The organism is Caballeronia arvi (assembly GCF_001544695.2).
Classification (GTDB): domain Bacteria; phylum Pseudomonadota; class Gammaproteobacteria; order Burkholderiales; family Burkholderiaceae; genus Caballeronia; species Caballeronia arvi.
This window is the reverse complement of the sequence record NZ_FCOM02000024.1, coordinates 69,180-87,397: the sequence shown is the minus strand read 5'-3', so window position 1 is coordinate 87,397 and position 18,218 is coordinate 69,180. Positions and strand designations below refer to the sequence as shown.

The 18,218-nt window shown below is 64.1% G+C and carries 18 protein-coding genes and 1 tRNA gene; 4 read left to right on the top strand and 15 right to left on the bottom strand.

Features of this window, described 5'->3' with window-relative positions:
- Positions 1-138: 138 nt before the first annotated feature.
- From astE to AWB74_RS24140, 12 genes are all read right to left on the bottom strand, one after another.
- Positions 139-1,155 (bottom strand): succinylglutamate desuccinylase, encoded by a 1,017-nt coding sequence (gene astE, locus AWB74_RS24195; RefSeq protein WP_061149236.1) that lies wholly within the window; start codon positions 1,153-1,155, stop codon positions 139-141.
- Entirely contained in the window at positions 1,139-2,479 is a 1,341-nt protein-coding gene (gene astB / locus AWB74_RS24190) for an N-succinylarginine dihydrolase (RefSeq protein WP_061149235.1), read from the bottom strand. Before astB ends, astE begins: the two co-directional genes overlap by 17 nt.
- 15 nt (positions 2,480-2,494) lie before the next feature.
- A complete protein-coding gene (astD, locus tag AWB74_RS24185; protein WP_061149234.1) occupies positions 2,495-3,967 on the bottom strand; it encodes a succinylglutamate-semialdehyde dehydrogenase in 1,473 nt (490 codons plus the stop codon).
- A 12-nt stretch (positions 3,968-3,979) separates the two neighbouring features.
- Entirely contained in the window at positions 3,980-5,008 is a 1,029-nt protein-coding gene (astA, locus tag AWB74_RS24180; protein ID WP_061149233.1) for an arginine N-succinyltransferase, read from the bottom strand.
- A complete protein-coding gene (gene aruF, locus AWB74_RS24175; protein ID WP_061149259.1) occupies positions 5,005-6,051 on the bottom strand; it encodes an arginine/ornithine succinyltransferase subunit alpha in 1,047 nt (348 codons plus the stop codon). The genes astA and aruF overlap by 4 nt, the downstream gene beginning before the upstream one ends.
- 28 nt (positions 6,052-6,079) lie before the next feature.
- The gene (locus AWB74_RS24170) at positions 6,080-7,306 is read right to left on the bottom strand and encodes an aspartate aminotransferase family protein (protein ID WP_061149258.1); all 1,227 of its coding nucleotides are present in this window, start codon (positions 7,304-7,306) and stop codon (positions 6,080-6,082) included.
- 131 nt (positions 7,307-7,437) lie between these two features.
- Positions 7,438-8,409: a GlxA family transcriptional regulator gene (locus AWB74_RS24165; protein WP_235024669.1), complete on the bottom strand. Its 972-nt coding sequence runs from the start codon at positions 8,407-8,409 to the stop codon at positions 7,438-7,440.
- Positions 8,410-8,461: 52 nt separating this feature from the next.
- The gene (locus tag AWB74_RS24160) at positions 8,462-9,289 is read right to left on the bottom strand and encodes an ABC transporter ATP-binding protein (protein ID WP_061149231.1); all 828 of its coding nucleotides are present in this window, start codon (positions 9,287-9,289) and stop codon (positions 8,462-8,464) included.
- 18 nt (positions 9,290-9,307) lie between these two features.
- On the bottom strand, positions 9,308-10,042 hold the full coding sequence (locus tag AWB74_RS24155; protein ID WP_061149230.1) for an ABC transporter permease: 735 nt from the start codon (positions 10,040-10,042) through the stop codon (positions 9,308-9,310).
- A 23-nt stretch (positions 10,043-10,065) separates the two neighbouring features.
- Positions 10,066-10,755 (bottom strand): ABC transporter permease, encoded by a 690-nt coding sequence (locus tag AWB74_RS24150; RefSeq protein ID WP_061149229.1) that lies wholly within the window; start codon positions 10,753-10,755, stop codon positions 10,066-10,068.
- A 248-nt stretch (positions 10,756-11,003) separates the two neighbouring features.
- On the bottom strand, positions 11,004-11,405 hold the full coding sequence (locus AWB74_RS24145) for a hypothetical protein (protein ID WP_061149228.1): 402 nt from the start codon (positions 11,403-11,405) through the stop codon (positions 11,004-11,006).
- 59 nt (positions 11,406-11,464) lie between these two features.
- Positions 11,465-13,063, bottom strand: coding sequence for an EAL domain-containing protein (locus AWB74_RS24140; protein WP_061149227.1), 1,599 nt, complete (start codon positions 13,061-13,063; stop codon positions 11,465-11,467).
- Between the two features lie 264 nt (positions 13,064-13,327).
- Between AWB74_RS24140 and AWB74_RS24135 the strand changes: the two genes are divergently transcribed.
- From AWB74_RS24135 to rpsU, 4 genes are all read left to right on the top strand, one after another.
- Positions 13,328-13,861 carry a GNAT family N-acetyltransferase gene (locus tag AWB74_RS24135; protein WP_061149226.1) on the top strand — a complete coding sequence of 178 codons (534 nt, stop codon included), beginning with the start codon at positions 13,328-13,330 and terminating at the stop codon, positions 13,859-13,861.
- 46 nt (positions 13,862-13,907) lie between these two features.
- Positions 13,908-14,501: an IMPACT family protein gene (locus tag AWB74_RS24130; RefSeq protein ID WP_087039167.1), complete on the top strand. Its 594-nt coding sequence runs from the start codon at positions 13,908-13,910 to the stop codon at positions 14,499-14,501.
- Positions 14,502-14,524: 23 nt separating this feature from the next.
- Positions 14,525-14,833 carry a 2Fe-2S iron-sulfur cluster-binding protein gene (locus AWB74_RS24125; RefSeq protein WP_061149224.1) on the top strand — a complete coding sequence of 103 codons (309 nt, stop codon included), beginning with the start codon at positions 14,525-14,527 and terminating at the stop codon, positions 14,831-14,833.
- 172 nt (positions 14,834-15,005) lie between these two features.
- Positions 15,006-15,218 (top strand): 30S ribosomal protein S21, encoded by a 213-nt coding sequence (rpsU, locus tag AWB74_RS24120; protein ID WP_006999077.1) that lies wholly within the window; start codon positions 15,006-15,008, stop codon positions 15,216-15,218.
- Between the two features lie 305 nt (positions 15,219-15,523).
- Here rpsU and AWB74_RS24115 read toward each other — a convergent pair.
- From AWB74_RS24115 to AWB74_RS24105, 3 genes are all read right to left on the bottom strand, one after another.
- Positions 15,524-15,600, bottom strand: a tRNA-Met gene (locus AWB74_RS24115).
- 39 nt (positions 15,601-15,639) lie between these two features.
- Complete coding sequence (locus AWB74_RS24110) at positions 15,640-17,172, bottom strand: peptide MFS transporter (protein WP_061149223.1); 1,533 nt, start codon at positions 17,170-17,172, stop codon at positions 15,640-15,642.
- Between the two features lie 376 nt (positions 17,173-17,548).
- Positions 17,549-18,181 carry a LysE family translocator gene (locus AWB74_RS24105; RefSeq protein ID WP_061149222.1) on the bottom strand — a complete coding sequence of 211 codons (633 nt, stop codon included), beginning with the start codon at positions 18,179-18,181 and terminating at the stop codon, positions 17,549-17,551.
- Positions 18,182-18,218 lie beyond the last annotated feature (37 nt).

The window sequence follows — 18,218 nt, the reverse complement described above, 5'->3', positions numbered from 1 at the left end:
AATCAGATGTCCGATGCGGTTTATCGCCGTCGATGAAAACATCGCGGCACAAAAATCCACGTTCAAACGCGAGAGCGCGAGCCGATGCGACGCACCGGACATTGGGGCGCGATTGTAGCGCGCGAACGCGCAGGCGTTTCAGTCGAGGGAGGCGAGCGTGACGTCGGTCGTATCGATGACCATGAGACCGGCGCGCAAGCCCGGCTTCACTTTCGGATTCGGAAACACGATGCGCTCTTCATCGTGCGACACGCGATAGCGATATTCGCCGTCGCGCGCGAGTTCGGTGCCCGCGGGAAACGCCGTGAAATTCGGCACATCGCTCGCGACGTTCAGCACGAAGTGCTCGCTTTGCTTGTCGATCTGCGCGACGACCGTGAACACGCGCAGCGGCGCGTTCTCCGCTGCCGCTTCTCCGGCGATCAGCCTGCGCAACGCCGCATCCGACGCCGCAAAGCGCGCCAACTCGTTCTGGCCGAACGGCCGCACTTTGCCGAGTTCCAGCGTGCACGCGAGCGCGCCCGTTTGCTGCGCGGTGAAATGCGTGAACGTGTTGCCCTTCTCGCGATGCAGCAGCACGGCTTGCAGGCGCGCATCGCGCAGCCAGTCGAACATCGCGCGGGCGAGCGGCGCGCCCGTGTGCGGCAGCAACGCGAATTGCTCGAACACGGAGGCACGGATCGCCGTATGCATGTCGATGTGCCATTTCGGATGCGCGGCATTATCGAAAAATTTCAGCGCGGCGCTTTCCAGTTCCGCGGCGCGCGGTGCTTCGCGGCTATCCCGCAAGCCTGCATGACGACCGCTGAAGAGGCGATTGAGATCGTCGTCGATATAACGTTCGCCCGCACGCATCGCGCCGATGTTGCCGAGGATTACGAGCATGCGCGCGGCAAGCGGCGCGCGTCCGTTCGCGATATCCGCGACGAGCAGCGACAGCATTTCGATCGGCGCGGTTTCATCGCCATGAATGCCCGCCGAGGCAAGCACGCTGTGCGTCGGCTCTCTGGCGGGTTCGAGCAGCAACACGCCCTCGCCTTGCCATGTCCAACGCACGCCCGAAGGCGCGACGCCGCTTTCGACGGAAGGCCGTCCGCCCGCGAGCGTGAACGCGAGAAAGTGTTCGAGCAGAGACGATTCAGCGCTGGAAGTCATAGACGGAGCCAAGGCCGAGCATGGTGGTCAGTTCGTCGAGCGCGGCGCGCGATTCGGCGAGCAGCTTCGGATCGGCGAGATCGGCGGGCGCGAGACGATCGCGATAATGCCGGTCGATCCATGCATCGAGCTGCGTGAAAAGCGCGTCGTCGATCCACACGCGCGGATTGACCGCGGCGCGTTCGGCATCGTTCAGCACGACGCGCAGGCGCAAACACGCGGGACCGCCGCCGTTCTTCATGCTCTCGCGCAGATCGAAGACGAGGACTTCATCGATCGGCGTCTTGCGTGAAGCCAGCGAATCCAGATACGCCGCGACGCGCGCATTCTCGCGGCATTCCTGCGGCACGACGAGCACTTGCCGGCCATCCGCGCCCGACAACAACTGGCTGTTGAAGAGATACGACGAAACCGCATCCTCCACGCTCACTTCGCTTTCCGGCACTTCGAGCGCGGTGAACGGCGTGCCTTGCGCATCGAGCTTCGCGCGCAGTTCGTCGTAGACCTTGTGCTGGTCGACGAACGCGCGCTGATGGCAAAAGAGCGTCGTGCGATTGCCGACCGCGATCACATCGTTGTGGAACACGCCGGCATCGATCACATCGGGCGATTGCTGCGCGAACACGGTGGCATCGTCGGCGAGGCCATGCAGACGCGCAACCGCGCGGCTCGCTTCGAGCGTCTGACGCGCGGGATAACGCTGCGGCTGCGGTCCGCCGCCATATTCGCTGCGCCCGTACACGAAGAACTCGACGCCCTTCGCGCCGTACTCGCGCGCGAAACGCGTGTGGTTCGCCGCGCCTTCGTCGCCGAGCGCGGGCGTGCCGGGCAGCGCATGGTGAATGCGAAAGCGCGCTTCATCGGCGAAGATCGCGGCCAGCGTCCGGCGCGTCTCGCCATGTTCGATCGCGCGATGCAGCTTCGCGGCGAGATTCGCGGGCGTGAAATGCACGCGTCCGTCAGCCGTATCCGCCGATGGACTCACGGTCGCCGCATTCGCCGTCCACATCGCCGATGCGGAACTGGCGGCCGCCAGCAACTCGGGCGCTTCGCGAGCGGCGCGCGCGACCACCGCGGCGTCGTCGCCTGTGAAGCCGACATCGCGCAGCAGTCTGATCGACGGACGTTCGAGCGGCGGCAGCACGCCCTGATGAAAACCGAGATCCGCGAGCTGCTTCATCTTGCGCAAGCCCTGCTTCGCGGCGGCCTTCGGAATTGCCACCGATTTCTCGTTACTGCGCGACGCGACGTTGCCGAACGACAGTCCCGCGTAGTTGTGCGTCGGGCCGACGAGCCCGTCGAAGTTCGCTTCAGTTGCCTGCATGGTCGGATCCAGTACTTAAAACGTGAGCCCCGGCGACACGCTCGCCGGCATCTGCAATTGCGCGCTTTCCACCGATGCCATCGGATACGAGCAATAGTCGGCCGCGTAATACGCGCTCGGCCGCTGATTGCCCGACCGTCCGATACCGCCGAACGGCGCCGCCGACGACGCGCCGTTCGTCGGCCGGTTCCAGTTGACGATGCCCGCGCGAATCGTGCGCTGGAAGTGCTTCCATGCGGCTTCGTCGTCGGCGAGCAGGCCCGCGGACAGGCCGTACGCGGTGTCGTTCGCGCGTTCGATGGCGTCATCAAACGTCTTGTAGCGCGTGACCTGAACCATCGGGCCGAAGTGCTCTTCATCGGGCGCATCGCGGGCGTTTGTGACGTCGAGAATCGCCGGCGACACGAAACCGAGATTGGCCGCGCGCTGCTTCATTTCGAGCAACGGCTTCGCGCCCGCTTCGATCAGCCGCGCCTGCGCATCGACGAGACGCGCCGCCGCGCGTGCGGAAATCACCGCGCCCATGTACGGCTGCGGCTCATCGTCATGTTTGCCGACGCGAATGTTCGCGCTAACGTCGACGAAGCGCTGCATGAAGCGCTCGCCGAAGGCATCGTCGGGAACGAAGAGACGGCGCGCGCACGTGCAGCGCTGCCCCGCCGACAAAAACGCCGACTGAATCGTGTGATGCACCGCGGCGTCGATATCTTCGACGTTCGCGACGACGAGCGGATTGTTGCCGCCCATCTCGAGCGCGAGCACGATTTCCGGCCGTCCGCCGAACTGCTTGTGCAACAGCGTGCCCGTGTCCGAACTGCCGGTGAAGAACAATCCATCGATCTGCCGATGATTCGCGAGCGCGACGCCCGTATCCTTTTCGCCCTGCACGAGATTGAGCACGCCCGCGGGAAGCCCCGCCTGAATCCACAAAGCGACGGTCGCGGCGGCGACGCCGGGCGCTAACTCCGACGGCTTGAACACGACCGCATTGCCCGCGATCAGCGCCGGCACGATATGCCCGTTCGGCAAATGCCCCGGAAAGTTGTACGGCCCGAACACCGCGACGACGCCATGCGGACGATGCCTGAGCACCGCGACGCCATCGGCCATCGGTGCGCGCTTTTCGCCGGTGCGCTCGTGATAGGCCTGCACGGAGATATCGACTTTCGCGGCCATCGATGCAACTTCCGTGCGCGCTTCCCACAACGGCTTGCCGGTCTCGCGGCCGATGACGTTCGCGAGCGCTTCCTTGTTCTCGTTGAGCAACGAGGCGAAACGTTTTGCGACGGCAACGCGTTCATCGAAGGAAAGCGAGGACCACGATGCAAACGCACGCCGCGCCGACGACACCGCGCGGTCCACGTCTTGCGCCGATGCGCTCTTGCCTTGCCAGACGGTTTCATCGGTGCCCGGATTGCGCGATGCGAACGCCGCGCCCCGGCCTTCCTGCCACTGACCGCCGATATACAACTGATTCGAGATATCCATGTCGTGTCTCTGTTATTTAGCGCGCGGATGAGACGTCAGCACGCGCACCTGATCGCCTTCTTTCACGCGCAATGCCGCGGCTTCTTCGGAGGTCAGCAGGAACGTGCCGTCCTCGACCGCGCCCGTCGTCGCGCCGCAGCGGAAGTCTTCGAGCAGCGTGTTCGATACGAGACTCTTCGCGTCGCTATCCGCACGACGCTCGCCGATCTTCACGCGCGCCAGCCCGCTTTCGCGCACCGTGCGCAAGTCGCTTGTGTGGCATTCGAGCACCGGCCCCGCATCGAAGATATCGACGTGATTCTCGTAACGCAGCCCTTCCGCTTCGAGCATCTTGCGCGCGGGCGCCGTGTCCCGGTGCGTGATGCCGACCGCTCGTTGCGCGGCATCGGGCAGCAGGTCGAGGTACACCGGATAGCGCGGCATCAGCTCGGCGACGAACGACTTCTTGCCGTGCGAGCTGAGGTAGTCTGCTTCGTTGAAATCGATCTGATAGAAATGCGAGCCGACCGCATTCCAGAACGGCGACTCGCCGTTGTCATCGAAATGGCCGCGCAATTCCGCGCACAAACGCTGCGGAAAGCGATCCGGAAATTGCGCGATGAACATGAAGCGCGAACGCGACAGCAATCCGCCCACGCCCGCCGTGCGAAAACGCGGGCTCAGGAACAGCGAGCACACTTCCGCATAACCCGTCAGATCGTGCGAGATATTGAGCAGCGACATGCGCGTCCACACGCCCATGTCCTTGCTCGCATGCACGACCGTCGATACGCGATAGTTGTAGAACGGCTGCTCCAGCCCGACTTCCGTTTCGATGCCGCACACGCCCGCGACATCGCCCGTCGCGGTGTCTTCCATCACGAAGAAATAGCCGGCTTCGAACGCCTGCGCGTCGCCGGTGAGCGTGCGGCGCGCACGTTCGACGCGCGCGGCCAGCGCATCGCGATCCGGCTTGAACGTGGTCAGGCCCGGACCCGTTTCCTGGGCGAGCGCGACGAGGGCATCGACATCGCCCGGCTGCGTGCAACGCACGACGATCATTGCAATTCTCCCGATGCCTGATGCAACGGCACGCAACGCACCGTGTCCTTGTCTTCCACTTCGAGCGCGTCGCGCGCGGCGGCGTTGAGCGCGGCGCCATCGGCGCGCGTTCCGGTAAGCCCGGTCACGATGCAGCGGAATTCGTGCGCGCCGCCCGCCGCAACGAGATACGGCGCACCGCTTGCCGACGCCACTTCGCGCACCGCACGCAGTTCGCCCGATACCGCCGATGCGCTCTTGCCGACCGCAATGGTGAGCACCGGGCCGGCATCGAAGATATCGACGAAACGGTCCGGCTCGAAGCCTTCTTCGAGATGAATGTCGTACGCGAGCAGCGTGCTTTCGTTGGGCTCGCCGAGCACGCGCTGCGCCTCGCCGGGAAGCAGCGGCACGTAGAGCGGGTAACTCGGCATGACTTCCGCGATGAAGGTGCGGCTGCGTCCGCCCGATTCCATCTCGACCTGCTCGAAGTCGCGCCCGAAAAACTTGCGCCCCACCGCTTCCCAGAACGGCGACGCGCCGGCTTCGTCACTGACGCCGAGCATCAGCGAGAACACTTCGCTCGAGAAGCGCTTACGGTTCGCGGCGATATAGATCATGCGCGCGCGCGACAGCAGATGCGCCGCCGCTTCGTTCTCTTCATTGCGCAACGACGGATCGATATAAAAGCCCGTCAGCCGGCTCTTGCCCGTCAGCTCGTGCGACATCGTGAGCGCGTGGATCTTGCGGTTCACCTTGAGCTCGCGCGACGCGTGAATCAGCGCATCGTTGCGAAACGCGTAGAATGGCTCGGAGTAACCCGCCGACGCGACGATGCTCGACGTGCCGAGCAGCCGGCCCGTTTGCGCATCCTCCAGCACGAAGAGATAGAACTCCTCGCCCGGAAATTCGACTTCGGCGCGAAACGAGTCTTCCGACAGCGCGACGCGCGTTTCGAGTGCGTGACGGTCGCGCGGCAGCGAATGCAGCACCGGCTGCGCCGCGCGCGCCATGCGTTCGAGCTCGTCGAGATCGGAGAGTCTTGCGGGACGGACGAATAGCATCATCGAATCCTTGTCTGTCGCTTCGCGCTCACTTGACGGCGGCCGTGCTGACCACCTGTTCGATCGCCTTCTCGAGGCGCGCGAAGCCTTCGTCGAGATCGGCCATCGGCATGATGAGCGACGGCGCGAAGCGCAGCACGTTCGGCCCCGCGATCAGCATGATGACGCCGTTCGCCGCCGCCGCATTGAGCACGTCCTTCGCGCGGTCCTTGTACGTGTCGTTCAGTTCCGCGCCGATCAGGAGACCGCGTCCGCGAATCTCGCTGAAAAGGCCGAAGCGCTCGTTGATGCGTTCGAGATGCGCCTTGATCGCGCGGCTGCGTTCATTCACGCCTTCGAGCAGCTTCGGATCGCTGATGAGTTCGACGACCTTCTCCGCAATCGATGCGCCCAGCGGATTGCCGCCATATGTCGTGCCGTGCACGCCGACCTTGAAGTGCGCGGCGATGTCGTTCGTCGTCAACATCACGCCGATCGGAAAGCCGTTGCCGAGCGCCTTCGCGCTCGTGAGGATGTCCGGCGTCACGCCGTATTGCATGTACGCGTAGAACGTGCCCGTGCGACCGACGCCGGTCTGCACTTCGTCGAAAATCAGCAGCGCATTGTGCTTGTCGCACGCTTCGCGCAGGCCTTTCAGGAACGCGGGATCAGCGGGCAGCACGCCGCCTTCGCCCTGCACCGGCTCGACGATCACCGCGCACGTTTTCGGTCCGATCGCTTCGAGCGCCTTCGGCAGATCGTTGTACGGCAGATGACGGATGCCAGCGGGCTGCGGGCCGAAGCCCTCCGCATACTTCGGCTGGCCGCCGACGCTCACCGTGAAAAACGTGCGGCCGTGAAACGACTGCGTGAACGAGATGATCTCGATCTTGTCGTCGCCGTGATTGTCGATCGCATAACGGCGCGCGAGCTTGAGCGCCGCTTCGTTCGCTTCCGCGCCCGAGTTCGCGAAGAACGCGCGGTCGGCGAACGTGAGTTCGGTCAGGCGTTTCGCGAGGCGCAACACCGGCGCATTGGTGTAGCCGTTGCCGATATGCCAGAGCTTGTCGCCCTGTTCGTGCAGGATTTTCAGCAGTTCGGGATGACCGTGGCCCAGCGCCGTCACCGCGATGCCGCCGGCGAAGTCGACATAGTCGCGGCCTTCCGTGTCCCACACGCGCGAGCCGCGGCCCCGGTCGGGCACGAAATTGGCCGGCGCAAACACCGGAACCATTACCTCGTCGAACGTACCGCGATTCACATTGATGTCGGTCATGAGCCACTCCTCGGTTTTGAGCATTACGTTCGATATTAGGCGTTTCACACGCGATCCGTCTTGCGCGTTCGCGACATGCTTCGATGGGCTTTTCCGCAGTTTTTCAGCCCGATATTTTCAGGCCGGCGTTTTCAGACCAGACCCGGCCGCTCGATCAGCGCCCCGCCGCGCGGCTCGTCGATCGCGCCGCCGCGCTGCTTCTCGATCCAGTTGCGGCGCTCTTCGCGCGGCGTCACGCCGAAGCGGTCGCGATACGCATTGGAAAAATGCGCCGCCGATGAAAACCCGCACGCGAGGCTGATCTGCACCACCGATTTGCTCGTGCGCTGCAACTGCGTGCGCGCCTTCGTGAGCCGCAGATTGAGGTAATACTTCGACGGCATCGCGCCGAGATACTGTCGAAAGAGACGTTCGAGCTGCCTGCGCGAGATGCCGACGAGATTCGCGATTTCATCAGTGGCGAGCGGGTCTTCGATATTCGCTTCCATTAGCTGAAGCGCATCGTTCAGGCGCGGATGACGCTCGCCCGGCGCGGTCACGAACGGAATACGCTGACGTTCCGTACCCGCGCGCAACACGCCGATGCCGAGCGAATCCGCGATGCGTTGCGCGAGATCCTGTCCGTGATCGCGGGCGATCATCGCGAGCATGAAGTCGATGCTCGCCTGTCCGCCCGAACAGGTCGCGCGGTCGCGGTCGATTTCGAAAATCTGCTGGCTGACGATCGAGCGCTCGAATTGTTCGATGAACTGCTGATACGTTTCCCAGTTCACCGCGACGCGATATTGCGCGAGCTGCCCGGCCATCGCGAGCCACCAGACGCCATGATGTATGCCGGACACGAGCGGCGTGCGCGGCGCGACGCGCGCGAGGCTCGCGAGAAAGAGCCGATAGTCCGCGAACTGCTGATAGCGCTCCGACACGACGATGAGCCAGTCGCAGCGCACGGCGTCGTTGAAGGCGCAATCGGCGGGGAGCTGCGCGCCGCCCGAAAGCGGCACGGCGCGGCCGTCCCAGGAACAGATGCGCCATTCGTAAAGTCGATGGCCGTCGATTTCGTTGGCGAGAGAAAGCGTGTCGACGATCGGCGCGATGCCGCTCATCGACACCGGCGGCAGCGCGACGATCGCAACCTGTGACGGCAAACCCGTCACGTTATTTCAGACTGCCCGAGAGGAACTGGCGCAGACGCTCGCTCTTCGGCGCGCTCAGCACTTCGGACGGCGCGCCCTCTTCTTCCGTGCGTCCCTGATGCAGGAACATCACATGATTCGACACGTTGCGCGCGAAGCCCATTTCGTGCGTGACGACGATCATCGTGCGGCCTTCTTCGGCGAGACGCTGCATCACCTTGAGCACTTCGCCGACGAGCTCCGGATCGAGCGCGGACGTGGGTTCATCGAAGAGCATGACGTCGGGATGCATAGCCAGGGCGCGCGCAATCGCGACGCGCTGCTGCTGCCCGCCCGACAAGTGCGACGGATACTGCTTCTCGACGCGCGGCGGCAGGCCCACTTTCTCCAGATACTCGCGCGCGCGGTCTTCGGCTTCCTTCTTCGAGATGCCGAGCACGTGAAGGGGCGCTTCCATCACGTTCTCGATGGCCGTCATGTGCGACCACAGGTTGAAGTGCTGGAAGACCATCGCGAGCTTGGTGCGCACGCGCTGCAACTGCTTGTGATCGGCGACTTCGAGATTGCCGGTCTTGTCGGCTTTCGTGCGCACGGCTTCACCGTCGACGATGATCTGCCCTGCGTTCGGCCGCTCAAGAAAGTTGATGCAGCGCAGGAACGTGCTCTTGCCCGAGCCGCTCGCGCCGATGATGCTGATCACGTCGCCCGCCTTCGCGGCAAGCGAGACGCCCTTCAGCACTTCGTTGTCACCGTAGCGCTTGTGAATGTCCTCGGCGACGAGCTTGGTCGCGACGTCTTTGGCGGTTGGCTCCAACGCTTTCTCCTCGGGTGATGACAGGGTTTGATGCATGGCTTCGAATTCTAACGCTCAGGCGCGACGTGCCGCGCGCGCCGCGCCCGCCGGCCGCAGATACGCGAGCCAGTGTTGCTCGGCGCGCCGGAACGCCGCGACCAGCGCAAACGAGATCGCGATATACAAGAGCGCCGCGATGCCGAACGATTCGAACGACTGATAGGTCGCCGAGTTGGCGTCACGCGCGACCTTCAGAATGTCCGGCACGGTGGCGGTGAACGCGACGGTCGTCGCGTGCAGCATCAGGATCACTTCGTTGCTGTACAAAGGCAAGGCGCGGCGCAGCGCGGACGGCAGGATCACGCGGCGGTACATCGTGAACGTGCTCATGCCGTAGGCGCGCGCGGCTTCCACTTCGCCGTGGGAAATCCCGCGGATCGCGCCGGCGAAGATCTCCGTCGTGTAGGCGCAGGTGTTCAGGGCGAAGGCGAGGATCGCGCAGTTGAAGCCGCTGCGAAAGAACGCTTCGAGCAGCGACTGCGTGCGCACGAATTCCAGGCTGTACATGCCCGTGTAGAGCAAGAGCAACTGCACGTAGAGCGGCGTGCCGCGGAACACGTACGTGTAGATGCGCACGGGCGTCGAGAGCCAGCGGTTTCTCGACACGCGTGCGCATGCGAGCGGCACCGCCGCGCAAAAGCCGAGCGCGATCGACACCACCAGCAGCCATAACGTGACCACGAGACCCGACGCGCGCATGCCATCGGAATAAAGAAACGGGCGCCAGTATTCGGCGAAGATCTGGATCATGGCTTGTGGCTCGCTAACGGTGGTCAGAGTTCGGCGTGCCGCACGCCGATCGAATAGCGCCGTTCGAGCGCCATCAGCACGAGATTCGATGCAGAGGTGATCACGAGATAGATGAGCGCCGCGATCAGGATGAAGAAGAACATGTTGAACGTGCTCTTGCCCGCGTCCTGCGCGGCCTTCACGACATCCGCGAGACCGATGATCGACACGAGCGCCGTCGCCTTCACGAGCACCTGCCAGTTATTGCCGATGCCCGGCAGCGCGAAACGCATCATCTGCGGAAAGAGAATGCGGCCGAACACGCGCATGCCGCTCATGCCGTACGCGCTGCCGGCTTCGAGCTGTCCGCGCGGCACGGCGAGAAACGCGCCGCGAAACGTCTCGGTGAAATACGCACCGTAAATGAAACCGAGCGTGAGCACGCCGGCGGTGAACGGATCGATGTCGAACTGATCCCAGCCCACTGCATCCGTGAAATGGTTCACCGCGATCTGGATGCTGTAGAAAAGCAGCAGCATCAGGACGAGATCGGGCACCGAGCGGATCAGCGTCGTGTACGCGGTCGCGATGGCGCGCAGCGAACCATGACGCGAGAGCTTCGCGGATGCGCCCGCGAGGCCGAGCAGCACCGATACCGCGAGAGACAGCACCGCGAGCGCGAGTGTCGCTTTGGCGCCCGCCCAGAGAAGCGGGCCAAAACCGTGCAGGAACAAGAGGCGCCTCCATCGTCTTTCGTTGAAAGAAGCGGAGCGCGTGTGTTTGAACGTGAACGCCGCTCCGTCGATTGGCGGCGATAGTCGCAAGCGAAAATCAATCGCTCAATTGCGATAGCGCGGTTTTGTTGCGATGCAGCACGACGACGGTGCGGGCCGCGCGACGGTCGGATGCCCGTCGCGCAACGCGCTGCGCGTGGAACAGACTGGAAAACCCGCACGCGCGCGGCGGATGGAATTTGCGCTTTTCAGGTCGCTTTTTCGATAGAACGCACGAGATGCGCGACCTGCCCGTTCGCCATCGCGGTTTCGGGGCTGTCCTGCAGCAGCGGCAGGAATTGCTCCGCGAACACGGGATCGCGCGTGCCGGCGCTGAACATGTCGACGACGGCCCGCGCGTGCCCGATGCGCGCGTCGGCGGTGGCTTCGTCGTCGTCGAGGACATCGTCGATCGCGGCGATCAGCGTCGATAACGGCGCGAGCCAGCGATACGCCGAGCCGTTGATCACGATCTGCAGGAATTCGCCCGGCGACACCGGCCCGAACTCGGCCTCGTGCCGCGCGCGCAGATGCGCGAGCACGCTGCGATGAAGCGCGAGCAGCGGATGACGTACGTCGCGCAGGAAAGCGGTGGCTGTCTGGTCGTTCATGGTCGGGCCTCGTCTGGAAACATCCTAAATATGGACGATCCGACGCCGATCAAGCACGATCAGGCGCCGCGCGTCTTGCCCGCATAGCGGATGAATTCCGCGGCCGACAGCGGCGGCGAGAAGAGCCAGCCCTGCCCGAAGCGCGCGCCGCGCGCATGCAGATACGCCGCCTGCTCCTCGTGCTCGATGCCTTCGGCGATCACCTGCACGTCCAGCGTCGCGGCCATGTCGATGATGTGCGACGCGACGCTGGAAGACGCCGCGTCCTGGCCGATCGTGTCGACGAACGACTTGTCGATCTTCAGGCCGTCGATGCGAAACGTCTGCAAATGCGACAGGCTCGAATAGCCGGTGCCGAAATCGTCGAGATAGACGGCGTGGCCCGCTTCCCGGAAGGCGCTGATGACTTCCTTGGCGGCGTCGGCGTCGAGAAAGCTGCGCTCCGTCGCCTCGATGCGGATCTGCGCCGGCCGCACACCCTGACGCGCGATTGCGGGGCCGAGCACGTCGAGAAAGCGATGCGTCGTGAGATCCGGCGCGGAGAGATTCACCGACACGTAGTACTCCGGGTAGCGCTTAAGAAACTCGCCGAGCTCGAACAGGATGGTGTCGAGCACCTGATCGGTGATCGCCTGGATCAGCCCGCGATGCTCCGCGAGCGGAATGAAATGATCGGGCCGCACGATGCGGTCGTGGTATTTCCAGCGCACGAGCGCTTCGGCGCCGACACAGCGGCGCGTGTCGAGATCGACGATTGGCTGATACGCGACGATGAACTGATGCCGCCGCACGGCATCGCTCAGCTGGCCGCGCGGAGAAAGCCTTTGCACGATGAAAAACGCCGCCCAGCCCGCGGCCAGCAGGCCCGCCGCGAGGCCGCCGAGCAGCCAGCCCCACGGCAGCGTGCGCACGCGCTGGCGCAGCGTCTGCTGCGGCGCGCTCACGACGACCGCAAGCGGCATCGACGCAGAGCGGCGCACGACGTACGGCGCGCTGTCGGGTTCAGGCTCGGGCGCGGGCCGCGCGGTGCGATACACGGCGAGCACGGCGGAGGCGTCGGTGGCGGGCGTGGTCGCGATCACGCGGCTCACTTCGGTGTTGATGACGCCGACGCCGCTCGCGGGATCGCCGAGCGCTTCGGGACTATCGACGTAGAGCGAAGGGTCGGCCGCGACGTAGAAGCCGTCGCGGCCCATCACCAGTGAGGTTTTGCCGCCCGGCAGACGCGCGAGGCCGTACCAGGCCATCACGCCATCGCGCGAGCGCCAGTCGGGCGGCGGCAGCGTGAGGCCGTCGAGCGTCCCCGCCGATACCGCGCCGAGCAGCGACGAACATTGCCAGCGGCCGTCGCGATCGTACGCGCCGGCATCGCGCACCTGTTCATGCGTTAGCGCGATACGCCGCAACGCCTCGAGATACGGCGGCGAACATGGCGCCGCCGCCACCTTGCCGATCTCCCCGAGCGCGCCCGACAAACGTCGCGTCACGTCTTCGGCGCGATTGAGCGCGGCATTGGCGACCGTGTTCAGGCGTTCGGTCTCCTCATGCCGCTGACTGCGCTGTGCGAACAAAAAGCCGATCCCCGCCGGCGCCAACGCCGCAATCAATACGATGACGATCAAAAGCGCCGCCAGCGCCCCACGTTGAATGTTGTTCATTGCCTGTTATGGACCGCGGCGCGAGGCAGATCTCGCGCGCGTTTTTCGTTTCCTGCCCGACGCCGCCGCCTGCTTCGCGCCGCCCCTCGCGCAGTCTCGGACAAACGACTTAGTGTAGGGGCCGCGCATCGCCCGGTTCAACGTTTTCTTTGCCCGAAAGCTGAACCTTTTGGTGGGCTTCCGCACGGCCCGCAGGCCCTTTTTTTGCCGTCGACGCCCCGTGCGAAAATCGCCAGACCAGAAACCGCGTTTTCCTCCTGCCGTATGACAGACATCGCCTCAGACGATTGCCCTCGCCTTCTCGTGCGCGACGCCGCTTCCGGCGACTTCGACGCCATCGCGCGCATCTATTCGCACTATGTCGAACACGCGCTCGCGACGTTCGAAGAGACCGCGCCTTCCGCCGACGACATGCGTGCCCGGCACGCGGCGATCGCGGCGGCGGGCTTGCCTTATGTCGTCGCCGAACTCGATGGCGTGGTCGCGGGCTACGCGTATGCGTCGGCGTACCGGCCGCGTTCGGCTTACCGCCATACGATCGAGGATTCGGTCTATGTCGCCGATGGCCACGGCGGACGCGGCATCGGCTTTGCGCTGCTCACCGCGCTCATCGATCGATGCGAACGCGGCCCGTGGCGGCAGATGATCGCGGTGATCGGCAACAGCGGCAACGCGGGCTCGATCGCGCTGCATGCGCGGCTCGGCTTCGAGCATGTCGGCGTGCTGCGGCGCGTCGGCTTCAAGCACGGACGTTGGGTCGATACCGTGCTGATGCAGCGCGCGCTCGACGCGTCCTGACGCCGGTTCGATAAGATTCGATATTTGCATCCGCGCGGTCCACGCCTTGCCGACCTATACCCTCGCCTCTCCCGTCAGCGCCGAAATCGACATTCGCAAGAGCCGCTTCATTGCGCTCGCGATTCCCGTCGCGGATCGCGATGAAGCCATGCGCGAGCTCGAACGCCTGCGCGCCGAGCATCCGGGCGCGACGCACGTCTGCTGGGCGCTGCTCGCGGGCGGCCAGTCCGGCATGTCCGACGACGGCGAGCCTTCCGGCACCGCCGGGCGGCCGATTCTCGAAGTCTTGCGGCATCACGAAGTTGATGGCGTGCTGGCCGCCGTCGTGCGCTATTACGGCGGCATCAAGCTGGGCGCGGGCGGGCTCGTGCGCGCCTACACCGATGCGATCGCCAGCGCGATGCAGCGGGCCGAGCGTGTCGAGCGTATCGAGCGCGGGCTGCTCAGCATCGAAATCGATTACGCCGATGAAGCCCGCGTCCGCCGATGGATCGAGCAGCACGATGCCGAACTCGTGCAGAGCGAATACGGGATGACGGTGCGCCTCGTCGCGCGGATGGCCGCCGCCGCGCGCGAACCGGCCGCCGCCGAATTGCGCGATCTCACGAACGGTCGCGCGGGCGTCGAGGTGCAGACGTGACGGACGCAGCACGCGCTTTCGCGATGATCATCGAGCCTGGCGCGCACTTCGTGGCGGTGAGCGACGGCGAGACGCTGCTCGAAGCCGCGTTGCGTGCGGGGCTGTCGCTGCCGCGATCGTGTCGCAACGGCACCTGCCGGGCGTGCATGTGCCGGCTGGTCGATGGCGAGATCGGCTATCGCGTGGAATGGCCGGGACTCACCGCCGAGGAAAAGGCCGAAGGCTGGATTTTGCCGTGCGTCGCGCTGGCGAAATCGGATGTGACGATCGATCAGCCGGAGACGCGCGTGGCCGCGCCCGACCCGCGGCCTGTCCGGTCGCGCGGCTTCTGAGCTTTCGAGCGCGGGTATTTCGGGATTGTTGTCTCGATTCAACGACCTACGATGTGATTCCCGAGTCCGCATGCGCACGCTTAAGTACAAAGTGCGTGCAGGATGACTCTCAGAAAGTGTACAATTGCGTTTGCCCTAAATTTCTGGCAGGGCCAGATCAACCGAGATTTCAATGACTAAAGTACTGTTGAAAGAGAACGAGCCTTTCGACGTCGCCATGCGTCGTTTTCGCCGTACCGTCGAACGCACGGGCCTGATTCAAGAGCTCAAGTCGCGCATGGCTTATGAAAAGCCGACCACCGAGCGCAAGCGCAAGAAAGCTGCTGCTGTCGCTCGTCTGCGCAAGCAGATCCGTCGCGCGCAATTGCCGAAGAAGTTCTATTGATCGACGCGGGGCGTTTCGCTCCGGTTTGTCTGGGTAGGTTCGGCATCGCAGCCTGAGATCGATCGGGTCGCGGATTCACGTGCTGGTCGCGTGGAAGCTCGCGAATTCTGTGCACTTTGTTGCGCCCCGGCGGTTACAGTTGCAAGATCGCACAAAGCCTGCATGAGTGAATGCTCATGCGGGCTTTTTGTGCTTGGGGCGTGATTTTTGTGGATGCCCGAACGGCTCATACGCGATGTGATTCGCTGAAGACAAACGCACAAAAGCAAAGAGCCCGGCTAAACCGGGCTCTTTGCTTAAAGATTTGGTTGCGGGGGTAGGATTTGAACCTACGACCTTCGGGTTATGAGCCCGACGAGCTGCCAGACTGCTCCACCCCGCGTCTGAAGAATTAGATTATAGGCCGAAGTATTCCTTCAGGTCAAACGCTTTTTGTACCCATCGGCGTCGCCGCCTTCGCGCCGGCATCGATCACCGCCTCCACCGCGCGCTGATGCGCCCGCGACAACCTGCCGAGCAACGGCAGCAAGACGATCGCGACAACGGCGCCGCCCGTCGCGAGCCAGCCGAGCCCGAAGAACAGTTGCGTGTAGAGCGGCAGCGATTGCATCGGCTCGAGATTGCCCGACGGCATGCGCGCAAAGTTGGCGACGACACTGCCGATATACTGCGACACACCCACTGCGACAAAATACGCGCCCATCATGAAGCCGCTCATGCGCGCCGGCACATAGCGCGCGATCATCGCGAGGCCGAGGCCAGACACGAGCAACTCGCCGAGCGAGTACAAGCCGTACCCCGCCACCATGAACCACGACGACACACGCCCATCGACGGCATATCGTCCGCTCACGCTGAACACGAAGAAGCCGATCGCCACGACGACAAAACCCAGCGCATACTTCCCCGCCACCGGAATATCGCGGCCGCGCCGGGCCTGTCGCGTATAGACGAACGCGAGGATCGGACTCAGCAGCATGATCCAGAGCGGGTTGAGCGCCTGGAACTGCGCCGCGCTCCACGTGAACAGCTCGACACCGCCGATCGAAAACGACGGGTCGACGTTGCGCAGCGCAAACAGCGTCAGCGACGTCGACATCTGCTGATAAAACACGAAGAACAGGATGACCTGAAGCGTGAGAATCAGCGCGGCGATGAGGCCCGAGCGCTCGCCCGGATCGCACCGCGTGAGCATGTAGCCGAAGATCGCAAGAATCGCGATCCCGGCCGCGTACACGCATGCGACGGCCACCGCCTTGTGTTCGAGGATGAACACCGTCGCGGCAGCGAGCGCGATGCTGCCCGCCGCGACCGCGATCGCCGCCTTCCAGCGGATCGGCTGATCGTCCGGCGCGGAGCCGATGTGCGCGAGCGTGCGGCGCATCACCGCGAAGTTGATCAGGCCGAGCACCATGCCGGCGCAGCAGACGGCGAACGCGGCGTGCCAGCCCCATCGATCCTTGATCCACGGCGTCGCGAGCATCGAAAAGGTCGAGCCGATGTTCACCGCCATGTAGTAGATCGTGAACGCGCTGTCGATGCGCGCATCGTCGCCTTCGTAGATGCGGCGCACGAGATTCGCCGCGTTCGACTTGAAGAGCCCGTTGCCGACGACGATCACGCCCAGCGACGCATACATGAAGCCGAGCGTGTTGAACGGCAGCGCGAGCATCAGATAGCCGAGCGCGAGGACGATTGCGCCCGCGGTCATGGTGCGGCGCGCGCCGAGTATCTTGTCGCCGATCCAGCCACCGATCGCCGGCGCAGAGAACACGAGCGCAGTGAAAGCGCCCCAGGTCAGATTGGCGCGGTCGTCGGCAAAGCCGATCTGATCGACCATGAAAAGCACGAGCAGCGCGGCCATGCCGTAATAGCCGAAGCGCTCCCACATTTCGATCAGAAAGACGGTCGAAAACGAACGCGTCTGCGTGGCGCCGGACGGGTGAGTATGCATCGGTAAAAATCCTTCAGACAGCGATAAGCGACGCGTATTTCAAAGCGCCGAATGCACGAAAAGATGAAACGAAAAATGCGCAGGCGATTTACTGCACGACGAATGCGCGATTATCGCAAATCACGGACAACGGCTTGCTCAAAGGCAATGACGAAGCAACGTGCAGGAGACAGTATCACGGAAGCGGCGGCGGACCAGCGCGCGGCGCAATGCCGCCGTGAACGCGACGATTGCCGCTGGCGGGCACGAATTCAGCGACTCGCTATTGGTTTTTCGGGTACCACGCAAATAACGCTAAACACTAAATCCCCACTAATGACCCATCGCTCGACGTAATAATTCTTGCGATTATCTCGACGCTCGCCATTACGCCAAATCAACTCGCCGGCCGGCGCACGAAAGCCAGCATCACCCCGAATCCGATCATCAGCGCCCCGCTCACCCGATTGAACCAGGTAAAGCCGCGCGCGCCGCGCGAGAGCGTCCCGAGACGCGCGCCCAGGGCGGCGTAAATGACGATCGCCACCAGCTCGAGCAGCAGAAACGTCGCGCCCAGGATCGCAAAGCTCGTCGCGTACGCGTTGCTATCGACGAATTGCGGGAAGAACGCCGTAAAAACCAGAATCGCTTTCGGATTGCCGGCCGCGACCCAGAATTCCTGCTTGGTGAGCCGCGCGACACTCACCGGGCCGTGCGATTCGCCCGCTTCCTTCACGACGAGCGAGGGCCCCGAGCGGATCAGCTTCACGCCGATCCAGACGAGATACGCAGCGCCCGCAAACTTGATCGCAGTGAAGAGCGTCTGGGACGCGAGCAGCAACGCGCCGAGCCCGAGCCCCGCGATGGCGATCATGATCGCGAACGCGACGATCCGCCCGAACGCCGCCAGCACCGAGGCGCGCACGCCCTCGCGCGCGCCGTTCGATAGCGACAGCACGTTGTTCGGCCCGAAAGCCATGTTGATGGCGAAGCATGCGGGCAGGAAAAGCGAGAAGGTCTGGAGCGACATGGAACACCTGCGGACCGTCAAAAGCGAGATTGCCAAG

Coding starts and splice junctions, on each gene's coding strand:
- AWB74_RS24170 (WP_061149258.1), bottom strand. CDS start 7,306: ATGACCGACATCAATGTGAATCGCGGTACGTTCGACGAGGTAATGGTT.
- AWB74_RS24160 (WP_061149231.1), bottom strand. CDS start 9,289: ATGCATCAAACCCTGTCATCACCCGAGGAGAAAGCGTTGGAGCCAACC.
- AWB74_RS24140 (WP_061149227.1), bottom strand. CDS start 13,063: ATGAACAACATTCAACGTGGGGCGCTGGCGGCGCTTTTGATCGTCATC.
- astD (WP_061149234.1), bottom strand. CDS start 3,967: ATGGATATCTCGAATCAGTTGTATATCGGCGGTCAGTGGCAGGAAGGC.
- AWB74_RS24135 (WP_061149226.1), top strand. CDS start 13,328: ATGACAGACATCGCCTCAGACGATTGCCCTCGCCTTCTCGTGCGCGAC.
- astB (WP_061149235.1), bottom strand. CDS start 2,479: ATGCAGGCAACTGAAGCGAACTTCGACGGGCTCGTCGGCCCGACGCAC.
- astE (WP_061149236.1), bottom strand. CDS start 1,155: ATGACTTCCAGCGCTGAATCGTCTCTGCTCGAACACTTTCTCGCGTTC.
- AWB74_RS24145 (WP_061149228.1), bottom strand. CDS start 11,405: ATGAACGACCAGACAGCCACCGCTTTCCTGCGCGACGTACGTCATCCG.
- astA (WP_061149233.1), bottom strand. CDS start 5,008: ATGATCGTCGTGCGTTGCACGCAGCCGGGCGATGTCGATGCCCTCGTC.
- AWB74_RS24155 (WP_061149230.1), bottom strand. CDS start 10,042: ATGATCCAGATCTTCGCCGAATACTGGCGCCCGTTTCTTTATTCCGAT.
- AWB74_RS24105 (WP_061149222.1), bottom strand. CDS start 18,181: ATGTCGCTCCAGACCTTCTCGCTTTTCCTGCCCGCATGCTTCGCCATC.
- rpsU (WP_006999077.1), top strand. CDS start 15,006: ATGACTAAAGTACTGTTGAAAGAGAACGAGCCTTTCGACGTCGCCATG.
- AWB74_RS24110 (WP_061149223.1), bottom strand. CDS start 17,172: ATGCATACTCACCCGTCCGGCGCCACGCAGACGCGTTCGTTTTCGACC.
- AWB74_RS24125 (WP_061149224.1), top strand. CDS start 14,525: ATGATCATCGAGCCTGGCGCGCACTTCGTGGCGGTGAGCGACGGCGAG.
- aruF (WP_061149259.1), bottom strand. CDS start 6,051: ATGCTATTCGTCCGTCCCGCAAGACTCTCCGATCTCGACGAGCTCGAA.
- AWB74_RS24165 (WP_235024669.1), bottom strand. CDS start 8,409: ATGAGCGGCATCGCGCCGATCGTCGACACGCTTTCTCTCGCCAACGAA.